The following is a 6,923-nucleotide window of genomic DNA, read 5'->3' as shown; positions in this document are numbered from 1 at the left end:
ATAAATCAAACTTTGCTAGAAAGTTCTTAATTTCTCCGCATATATTATTTGTTATGACTTCCCTTAACTTTCAAGGGGAATTGCCAAACCCTTGATTTCCTTGCTTCTATCACCTTACCTTCTTTACATCTAGGAAGTCCTTACTCTCATGCTAATAAATCAAACTTTGCTAGAAAGTTCTTAATTTCTCCGCATATATTATTTGTTATGACTTCCCTTAACTTTCAAGGGCAATTACCGAACCCTTGATTTCCTTGCTTCTATCCCTTTACCTTTCTTTAACCTAGGAACTCCTTGTATAAAAAAAAGAGGTTTCCCTCTTTTTTTAATCTAATCTTCTTATTTTGCCATCTGAGTATACTCTATAGGCATCATTTAATTCATCTAACTCTATTATGTAAACTCCTACATTATAATATTTTCTTCCCTCTTCATCATATTGTGGTGTCTCATCAACTTCTACTCTAAGTGTATCTAACCCAGTTCTAAGACTGTAATCTTCTGCATACTCAATTGCTTTTTCTACAGTAAATTCTTCATCTTGTTTCTTTCTGTCTTCTTCACTTTCAACCTCTTTTTGTTCATAGTATAAATCTCTAGCTTGATTCTCTAACTCCATCATAGTATTCTTATCTTCTTGACTTAGTTTTTGCCAATCTGGAGTCTCCTTACTTAACTCCATAGCTTCCTCATAGCTCCCTTCATCAATTAGCCCTTGTACTTCATCTATTTTTTCTTTAAATTCTTCTCTAGTATTTTTTACATCAGATAATTCTTCTTTTAAATTATCTATTTTTTCTCTTGTTAACTCATAATCTTTATAGCTCTTATCAATTTTATCTAATATTTCTTCTTCCCAATCTATATTATCATATAATTTAATCTTATTAGAAACTAACTCATATCCATAAGCTATACTCCATAATTTTTTAAACTCTCGATTGTTAGTTTCTCCTGCTTTATCCCTAAGTACATTTTCAGCTTCACTTATCTCTCCATTATTTAAATACTCTTTAGCCTTATTTATAATAACTTTTACTTCATTATTAGATTTACCTATTGACCCAATTACTATGAAAGCTAATATTATTGCTACTCCTATTAATATCTTATTTCCCTTCTTCAATTTTTATATCTCCTTCACCCTTTTTAGATTTAAATTTCTGATAAATAAATATCACGGCAGCAATTACTGCTCCTACTTTTATTAAAAACCATAAGACTGAAAAGAATCCTAGTATTATTCCAGAAAACCAATTGGTTATAAATGCCCCTACAACACAACATACTAGCCATTCTCCAACCATTGCACCAAATCCTAGATACCATATTTCAAATATCGTATTTATCAATGCAAATATTCCTGTTCCTATTATTATTGTTGCTATTACTGCAATAGCTGTAGTTATTCCCCCTGCATCAAAAATATTCATTATTTCTTTTCTCCCCTCACACTTTTGTTTATTCCATTTTTATTTATTACTTTTTGTAACCAGTTACACGTGTATCCTAATTTTCTTGATATCTGTTTTAAGTTCTTTCCATCATAATTCTTATTTAAATAATCAATTATATATTTATCTGAATATAATCTCATTGGAAATGTTATCTGCTGACCTTTATAATTTTCATATACTTTTAGAGTTATATCGTGCTCTAAAACTTCAACCATATCTTTATAGATACCTCTGTAATTTTCACTTTTTTTACTCATATATTCTTTTTCCATCATCTCCTTTTTCTTTCACATTAAATATTACCTCCTTTCAAAAGTTTTCATAATATCGAAAAGACAAGCGATTTTACAAGGAAAAATCACTTGTTTAATGTAAAAAGAGTTAATGCTTCTTTTATTAGAAACATTAACTCTTTATCAGATTTATAATATATATTTGACTACATCAGTTAAAACGGTTGATTTACTATTTCTTTGTTGTTTTATTTTGAGTGTTATTATTTATTCTCATTTTCTGAAATCTCTGTTTTCTAGTATGTTATTGTTGCTTTCTGATATATTTCTCTTTATTGGTACATCACATTTTTATCTCTTTCTATTGTTATTATTTTATTATCTATTGTAATTTATTAGACCTTCTTAACTCTATTTATGTCAATTGGTATAGTTATTATATCTTCTTACTCAATCTATTCTCTATTCTTTTTTCATACTTTTATTTTTACTGGTATTATTGATTCTTACTTTCTTGCATATTTGTTTTTTCTATGTATTTCTCTTATTGGTATATTATATTTATATCTACTTCTATTATTTATTAGACTTTCTTAATTCTATCTATATCAATTGGTATAGTTATTATATCTTCTTCATCAACTTCTTTTGTTATTATATTCTCTTAATTGTATCTTATATATTGATTAGATTTTCTTCATCTTATTGTATCTATTTCTTATCACTTTATATCTTCTTTATTATTATTAACTTTAATTGTTATAATCTTTATTATTTCTTTATGTTATTGAAATTTCTTAATTAATTATTTTTAACTTGTACTATTCTTAATTATCTTCTTATTATATACTTCTTTCTATTATTTTTATTTACTCTTCTCATTCTTATTATTTATTTTATTTTTTATTGAAATAGATTTTTATTAATCTATTTCAATTCTTATTTTATTATAAGGCTTTAGCCCCCCTATCCCCCCGTTCCTCTTCCCGAGTCCCAAGTCCTTAGTTCCTATTCTCTAGTTCCAAGTTTCATTATTTTTATGTTTTATCATTTCAATTCTTTTTATTTTTGAGTGAAATTAGATTTTCCCTCCACATATTTTATGTTATGAATTCCCCTTGATTTTAAGTGGAATTATTGAACCTAGGATTTCCTATACCTTCAAGCTCACATGGTCTTTCATGCCTTGTTATCCTAGGTTGTAATGTTATGAAAGTATTATTTACTGATTTTTCTTTATTACCTACCAGCTTATTTAGAAAACATTCAATTTACCCCCTCTTCGCAGTTTTTCATTCATATGGCTACATTTCTTCACAGTTTCTAAAATCTCTGTTTTCTGATGTCTTATCGTTGCTTTTTAGGTGTATTTTGACTGATTATCTACTCAATTTTTCTACTTCATTTTTTATTTAGGCTACATCTTATCTCTTTTTTGATTTCAATCTTATTTATACTGGAAATATCGTCACTATCGTTACATCAATACTACTATTACAACGATATTTTCCATAAGTTTATTATTGTTATAAAAAAAATTAGCTTATTGTTATAATATCATCACAATTAATTTATTATTCTTATTAATTGTGATGATACCTTACTTCTTACTACTTCTTAGTTGTTGCTTCTATTGAAGTTGCCACAACTGTTAGTATTGTTCCAACTACTTTTATTACTGTTACTATATCCATGACTTTCTCCTCCTATCTCTTATACGTGTATATGTATGAGTAACTATCTTTTACAGGTATTAACTTTATTACATACTTACCTTCTTCAAGCTCTATGTATACTAGAGTTTCTTTATCATATCCTGTACCATTACATAGCTCTACAACTTTATTGAATTCTTCTATTAATGTGAATTGAATATAATTAAGTTCTTGTTGTAACTTCTTTAGGTCTATTAACTTCCTATTATTCAATTCAACTATTAACTCTCTATGATTCCATTGGTTAGATAGTCTTCCATCATAGAAATCGAACCTCATTACTCCAAGAAGTTCTTTACTATCATAATTAAAATACTTTTCTTTACTTAGCTTATTTATCATTTACTTGAATCTCCTTGAATTAGTATTCTGATGGAAAAAGCATTGTAGAATATTCTCCACTATCTATTACGTAAACTTTAATCTCATCTTCTATATGAATATCTTCTATCGCTATTTCATATGTGCATGAGTATTCAGGAACTTCTTGACTTTGATTTATTACAACCTTATTACCTTCTTTTCTTATCTTGAAAACCTGTAAGTAATCCAGTTCAACATTTCCTTCATCTTTTAGCTTATCAAGCATAGACCATATCATTAGTTGCAACCTTATATCTACTTCCTCATTTACTCCTCTAGTTACATATCTATTATCTTTCTTGAACATCTCTCTTTATCTCCTTATTATTGGTTTCTCAATCTTTATCTAAAAAGCAAAAAGACTATACCTTATTAACTAAGATATAACCTCTTAACAATCTACTTCAGAATATAAATATTTATTATATTCATCTTCATATACTGTTTCTGGAACAAGTCCTAATAGCTCTTCAATATTACTTCCTCTAATTAAATCTTCTATAACCTCCTCTTTACTTGTTTGCTCTATCCAATATTCAACTAATGAATCTTTATCTATTAATGAATCAACATAAATCGCATCATCAAGTAGTTCATCTAATAACCTTCTTGCAACATCTTTTAGATTAGCTGAACTTTTATAAATTATGCTATAATCATCAATCATTACATAACCTTGTTCATCTAACTCATTACACCAATTAATAACATGACCTATTGATAATTCTTCTAATCCATTACTTTTTAGATTTTGGTACATAGAAATTATCCTGTCATCAACTTCATTTTCTCCAATTTCTTTTGCTATCTTTACTGACATACTCCAATCATTTAGGAATTCCTCCTTTAACTCTTCATTGCTTATACTGTTTATTAATTTTTCTACACTACTTATTTCTTCTGTTTTTATATTCTTATATTTATCTAATACCTTCTTAATTTCTCTTATTACATATTGTTGTATTATTGAAGAAATTTCTTCATTAACTGTAATGAACACATTATCTTTATTAGACATTTATACTACCTCTTTCTATACTTTTATTTAAATGTAAAAAGCCTTAATCACTATCCTTATAGCAATTAAGACTTTTAGATTTTATTTATTTCTTGTTTTAACATTTCAATGAATTCTTCTGAAAATACTTTCTCTCTTATTGATTCTTTTATTAGCTCTATTAGTTCTAGCTCTGTTACATCAAGACTTCTTGGAATGTATGTTTCATCACCTCTTCTAGTTGCCTTGTAGACACAGAATCTTACTTCATCTCTCTTTAGTTCTTTGATGTAGATTTTCTCTATTGAGTATGTGTACTCTCCTTCTCCAACTTTTCCTTGGTTTATTATCTTACAGTACTTAGTTTCTTTGATTATCTTTTCTTCATTCTTCTTGCTCATGTTATTCAACCTTCCTATCTTATTCTAGTAGGAACTTAGAAAGTTCTTCAGTACATACTACTACCATTGAATAATCGCTTGAAAGTATATACACAATCGAAGTATAATTTATCCCTCTACTACACTCAATCATATCAATATATTCTGGTATTAATCCTTGCAACTTACCTTGTTTCAGTATTTCGATATCTACGATATTTTCTGCTATAACTACATATCCACCTAAATCAGATTCTATATCTCTATTTGCTCCATAGTTTTCATTTAGTATATCTATTGTTGCTTTTATACTTTCAATTACTTCTGATGGTATATTATTTACCTCTAGTAATTGATTTTCTTTATAAATCTTCTTCATCATCAATCCTCCCTAAAATATAAAAACTTCTATATGTAATTTAATTACACATAGAAGTTTCTTTTAAGTATATCTTTATACAATATATTATTCCTAATTATAATATATATTTATATTTTAGATTTATTCAGTAATAAAAATACTATTATGAATTACTATCTGTATTTTTTAATACACCTAATCCGCCTAATATTGATAATATCGAACCTATAAATCTATATTTTATAATAGATTGCTCTAAATAAATTAAGTAAATATTAGTATCAATGCTACCACCATGAGACTTCATAATATTCGATACTTCATTATCACCTAAATTTATACTATTCATTAGTATTATTATTCCTACAACAAAGGTAATGCCAAAAATTATTAATTTCAAATTATTTTTCTTCATAATTTTCTCCTTTATTAATTCAGAATAGATTAATATTAATCGTTACTATTACTACTCTTTTTAGATTTAACTATCAAAATAAAACCAAATATTATTAGTGAGATTGTTACTAAAAATGCCAATAAGAATGGTGTTTCATGGACATAATCTATTGCGTTAGTGTAGTAACTTCCATTTATATTCATATCCACATACTTAGCAAAATTTAAACCATATAATTCTAACGATAATAATATTCCACTTATTATAACAGTTAAATATCCCATAAACTCTTTTTTCATAGTACCTCCAGATTTATGCTATATTATACCCAATTTATGTTAGATTAAAATTATCTACTTAAAACTCCAATTTTCTTTTATTAACACTATACAGAAATATATAGTTAATATCACCCCTATAGCTGAAATGAAATAAAGAGACTGACTCAAGTAAAACCCAACTATAGGAATATAGTGTACTGCCTCATAAAATATAGGCATACTTATTAAAGATAAAATTACACTCCCTAAAATGCAGTACAGTAATTTAGTGTTTTTATTCATAATATCTCCCCCTCTTTTTTACGTCGTACTTTATTAATATTGTTAACCAAATTTATTCTACACTCTAAATTTATCTACTTTCTTTTTTACCTTCGTAATCTATTACAGAACCAATCACAATTCCAAGCAACATTCCTAATCCTGAACTAATACTAACACTAAATCCTATATTAAACTTAAAAAACATCGATAAAATAATTCCTATAAAATCACCGATAATAAACCCTATAATTAAAAGCATAGTTAAATATTTATATTCATTTTTCATCTCATATTTACATCCTTATCTGATTAAATTTTTCATTTATCTATATAATATTAAAATACATTTATTCATTACTTTATATTTTTATTATACCATATTATTCTATTTGAAATAAATATATCAAGTTACTATTTTACAGTAGATTAAATTCTTTATATAAAAAACTCTTACCTGTAATTTAATACAAGTAAG

At 26.4% G+C, this 6,923-nt stretch carries 11 protein-coding genes; all 11 read right to left on the bottom strand.

Annotation, left to right across the window (positions count from 1 at the left end; translation table 11 throughout):
- Positions 1 to 325: 325 nt before the first annotated feature.
- The 11 genes from ABUA17_RS12880 to ABUA17_RS12830 all read right to left on the bottom strand — a co-directional run bounded on the left by ABUA17_RS12880 (position 326) and on the right by ABUA17_RS12830 (position 6,734).
- Positions 326 to 1,126, bottom strand: coding sequence for a hypothetical protein (locus ABUA17_RS12880; RefSeq protein WP_195951597.1), 801 nt, complete (start codon positions 1,124 to 1,126; stop codon positions 326 to 328).
- Entirely contained in the window at positions 1,110 to 1,433 is a 324-nt protein-coding gene (locus tag ABUA17_RS12875; protein WP_195951598.1) for a hypothetical protein, read from the bottom strand. Before ABUA17_RS12875 ends, ABUA17_RS12880 begins: the two co-directional genes overlap by 17 nt.
- Positions 1,433 to 1,714, bottom strand: a complete 282-nt coding sequence (locus ABUA17_RS12870) for a Mor transcription activator family protein (RefSeq protein WP_195951599.1) — start codon at positions 1,712 to 1,714, stop codon at positions 1,433 to 1,435. The genes ABUA17_RS12875 and ABUA17_RS12870 overlap by 1 nt, the downstream gene beginning before the upstream one ends.
- Before the next feature lie 1,682 nt (positions 1,715 to 3,396).
- Positions 3,397 to 3,747 carry a hypothetical protein gene (locus tag ABUA17_RS12865; RefSeq protein ID WP_195951600.1) on the bottom strand — a complete coding sequence of 117 codons (351 nt, stop codon included), beginning with the start codon at positions 3,745 to 3,747 and terminating at the stop codon, positions 3,397 to 3,399.
- A gap of 19 nt (positions 3,748 to 3,766) precedes the next feature.
- The gene (locus ABUA17_RS12860) at positions 3,767 to 4,075 is read right to left on the bottom strand and encodes a DUF960 family protein (RefSeq protein WP_195951601.1); all 309 of its coding nucleotides are present in this window, start codon (positions 4,073 to 4,075) and stop codon (positions 3,767 to 3,769) included.
- 84 nt (positions 4,076 to 4,159) lie between these two features.
- Positions 4,160 to 4,786: a hypothetical protein gene (locus ABUA17_RS12855; RefSeq protein ID WP_195952505.1), complete on the bottom strand. Its 627-nt coding sequence runs from the start codon at positions 4,784 to 4,786 to the stop codon at positions 4,160 to 4,162.
- A gap of 74 nt (positions 4,787 to 4,860) precedes the next feature.
- The gene (locus tag ABUA17_RS12850) at positions 4,861 to 5,166 is read right to left on the bottom strand and encodes a hypothetical protein (RefSeq protein ID WP_195951758.1); all 306 of its coding nucleotides are present in this window, start codon (positions 5,164 to 5,166) and stop codon (positions 4,861 to 4,863) included.
- A 19-nt stretch (positions 5,167 to 5,185) separates the two neighbouring features.
- Positions 5,186 to 5,527, bottom strand: a complete 342-nt coding sequence (locus ABUA17_RS12845; RefSeq protein ID WP_430640465.1) for a hypothetical protein — start codon at positions 5,525 to 5,527, stop codon at positions 5,186 to 5,188.
- Positions 5,528 to 5,669: 142 nt separating this feature from the next.
- Positions 5,670 to 5,921 carry a hypothetical protein gene (locus ABUA17_RS12840; RefSeq protein ID WP_195951757.1) on the bottom strand — a complete coding sequence of 84 codons (252 nt, stop codon included), beginning with the start codon at positions 5,919 to 5,921 and terminating at the stop codon, positions 5,670 to 5,672.
- A 35-nt stretch (positions 5,922 to 5,956) separates the two neighbouring features.
- Positions 5,957 to 6,202, bottom strand: coding sequence for a hypothetical protein (locus ABUA17_RS12835; protein WP_195951756.1), 246 nt, complete (start codon positions 6,200 to 6,202; stop codon positions 5,957 to 5,959).
- A 334-nt stretch (positions 6,203 to 6,536) separates the two neighbouring features.
- Positions 6,537 to 6,734 carry a hypothetical protein gene (locus tag ABUA17_RS12830; RefSeq protein WP_195951755.1) on the bottom strand — a complete coding sequence of 66 codons (198 nt, stop codon included), beginning with the start codon at positions 6,732 to 6,734 and terminating at the stop codon, positions 6,537 to 6,539.
- Positions 6,735 to 6,923 lie beyond the last annotated feature (189 nt).

The organism is Clostridium sp. RTP31139st1_H3_RTP31139_211217 (assembly GCF_040227035.1).
Classification (GTDB): Bacteria; Bacillota; Clostridia; order Clostridiales; family Clostridiaceae; genus Clostridium; species Clostridium saudiense.
This window is presented reverse-complemented; position numbering and strand designations above follow the sequence as displayed.

Bases quoted from the DNA above. Each gene is read 5' to 3' on its own strand.
- ABUA17_RS12875 (WP_195951598.1), bottom strand. From the start codon at position 1,433: ATGAATATTTTTGATGCAGGGGGAATAACTACAGCTATTGCAGTAATA.
- ABUA17_RS12870 (WP_195951599.1), bottom strand. From the start codon at position 1,714: ATGAGTAAAAAAAGTGAAAATTACAGAGGTATCTATAAAGATATGGTT.
- ABUA17_RS12865 (WP_195951600.1), bottom strand. From the start codon at position 3,747: ATGATAAATAAGCTAAGTAAAGAAAAGTATTTTAATTATGATAGTAAA.
- ABUA17_RS12860 (WP_195951601.1), bottom strand. From the start codon at position 4,075: ATGTTCAAGAAAGATAATAGATATGTAACTAGAGGAGTAAATGAGGAA.
- ABUA17_RS12855 (WP_195952505.1), bottom strand. From the start codon at position 4,786: ATGTCTAATAAAGATAATGTGTTCATTACAGTTAATGAAGAAATTTCT.
- ABUA17_RS12850 (WP_195951758.1), bottom strand. From the start codon at position 5,166: ATGAGCAAGAAGAATGAAGAAAAGATAATCAAAGAAACTAAGTACTGT.
- ABUA17_RS12845 (WP_430640465.1), bottom strand. From the start codon at position 5,527: ATGATGAAGAAGATTTATAAAGAAAATCAATTACTAGAGGTAAATAAT.
- ABUA17_RS12840 (WP_195951757.1), bottom strand. From the start codon at position 5,921: ATGAAGAAAAATAATTTGAAATTAATAATTTTTGGCATTACCTTTGTT.
- ABUA17_RS12835 (WP_195951756.1), bottom strand. From the start codon at position 6,202: ATGAAAAAAGAGTTTATGGGATATTTAACTGTTATAATAAGTGGAATA.
- ABUA17_RS12830 (WP_195951755.1), bottom strand. From the start codon at position 6,734: ATGAAAAATGAATATAAATATTTAACTATGCTTTTAATTATAGGGTTT.